Here is a 1,866-nt window from a genome sequence, read left to right on the forward strand (position 1 = left end):
CTATGAAAGAAAGGAGCCTTAATCGTGACTCGGAAAAAGTTCACTGCTGAAGACAAAGTATCCATCTTAAAAGAATATTTTGAAAAGCAACTCTCAGTTGCTGATGTTTGTGAAAAATATCGCATCCATCCGAACCAGTTCTATAAATGGAAAAAAGAACTGTTTGAAGGCGCTGTTGACACATTCAGCACCAAACGCGGCCGCAAAAAGAAATCGCCGACTGACGATCTCGAATCCAAGCTCAAGGATCGCAACGAGGTTATTGCCGAGCTTTTGGAGGAGAACCTGAAATTAAAAAAGCTCAATGGGGAACTCTGAATCGCCGTCGAGTTCCCCGACAGCTGCGCAATGAGATTTTGGACTATATTGCGTATTGGCGACCTAAAACTCAGCATAAACTGGGGCCGATGTTGTCCATACTCGAGATCCGGCCGAGTAAATACTACAATTGGCAAAAACGCCGGCATCTTGAAACCCGGCACAACGGCCATATCCCAAAGCTCCACTGGCTGTTGGACTGGGAGGTTGATGCCATTGTCGCCTATCGTCAGGCTCATATGGAAGAAGGCTATCGCCGTTTGACCTATATGATGCTTGACGAGGATATTGTTGCCGTCAGTCCGTCGTCGGTGTATCGCGTTTTGAAAAGACATAACCTGCTGCTGACGGCGTGGCGGCATGAAAAAGCCAAAGGCAGCGGCTTTCATCAGCCGAGCCGCCCGCATCACCATTGGCATTTGGATATATCGTACATCAATTTCAAAGGCACTTTTGTTTTTCTGGCCGCTTTAATCGACGGCTATTCCAGATTCATCGTTCATTTTGAAATAAAGCTCTCATTTGAAGCGCTTGATATTGAGATTATGATGGAGCGCGCCCGTGCACACTATCCGAATGAAGAACCGGTTCTCATCACCGATAACGGCCCACAATTCATCGCCAAAGAGTTTGGGCGCTATCTTCAGGAGGTCGGCATCACGCATCGGCGGACTCGGTTTTACTATCCGCAATCAAACGGCAAAATAGAGCGTTTTTTTCAGACCTGTAAAAATGAAGCGGTCAGGCGGCAAAGTTATTTGAGTGTCGATGATTTAATTGAACAGGTTGGGAATTATATCCATGCTTACAATACGATCAGGCTGCATTCGTCGCTTGGCTACATCACGCCCAACGACATGCTGCTTGGACGCCAGGCTGCCATTTTTGAACAGCGTCGTGAAAAGTTGAAACAAGCACAGGAGAATCGAAAACGTCAAAGAACAGAACAATTCATTTTTTCCAAACCGACAAAAGTTTTTACGCGGAGTGAGGAACAAAGTCAAGGCCGTGCCCGCGTTTTGTACGGGCACGCCGCAGGGCAGCCTTGACTTTGTCCGCAACGCAGCGTATCTTTTGTTGTCGGGTTGGAAAAATCAACAAATGTATCACCACCTTAATTAAATGACAGAAATTCCATTTTCGGGTGAACCAAGACAATCCTTAAAGGGAAAATTGCAGAAGGATATGTGAAAAAGGGTATATACGACGCTATATTGGTTGATGAGGGCCAAGACTTCGCTACGGAATGGATGCAAGGCCTATCCCAACTCCTTAATGAGAGGTCAGATAGTTTGCTTTTCTGCTATGATCCTGCCCAGAATGTTTTTGGAAGAAAGAAACCTAATTGGAAAACTGCCGGCTTTAAAGTCCAAGGCAAAAAACCTACTGAATTAAAAAAGAGCTATAGGAATACAGTTGAGATACTTCAAGTAGCGACGAGATTTTGTAAATTAGAAGAGCGAGTAGCTCAAGAACAAAAAACAGACAATCCGATAGATATCACATTATTTCCTGACCCACTTCCTCGGCATGGGAAACTGCCAATTC

Annotated in this window: 3 protein-coding genes; all 3 read left to right on the forward strand. The window is 45.2% G+C overall.

Annotated features, from left to right (window positions below; genetic code table 11):
• The first annotated feature begins 21 nt into the window (after positions 1-21).
• Positions 22-318, forward strand: a complete 297-nt coding sequence (locus D6694_14885) for a transposase (protein RMH34927.1) — start codon at positions 22-24, stop codon at positions 316-318.
• A gap of 89 nt (positions 319-407) precedes the next feature.
• The gene (locus tag D6694_14890) at positions 408-1,367 is read left to right on the forward strand and encodes an IS3 family transposase (protein ID RMH34929.1); all 960 of its coding nucleotides are present in this window, start codon (positions 408-410) and stop codon (positions 1,365-1,367) included.
• A 138-nt stretch (positions 1,368-1,505) separates the two neighbouring features.
• On the forward strand, positions 1,506-1,866 hold a 361-nt coding region (locus D6694_14895), incomplete at its 3' end, for a DNA helicase II (GenBank protein RMH34928.1).

The sequence above is a fragment of the Gammaproteobacteria bacterium genome (assembly GCA_003696665.1).
Taxonomy (GTDB): Bacteria; Pseudomonadota; Gammaproteobacteria; order Enterobacterales.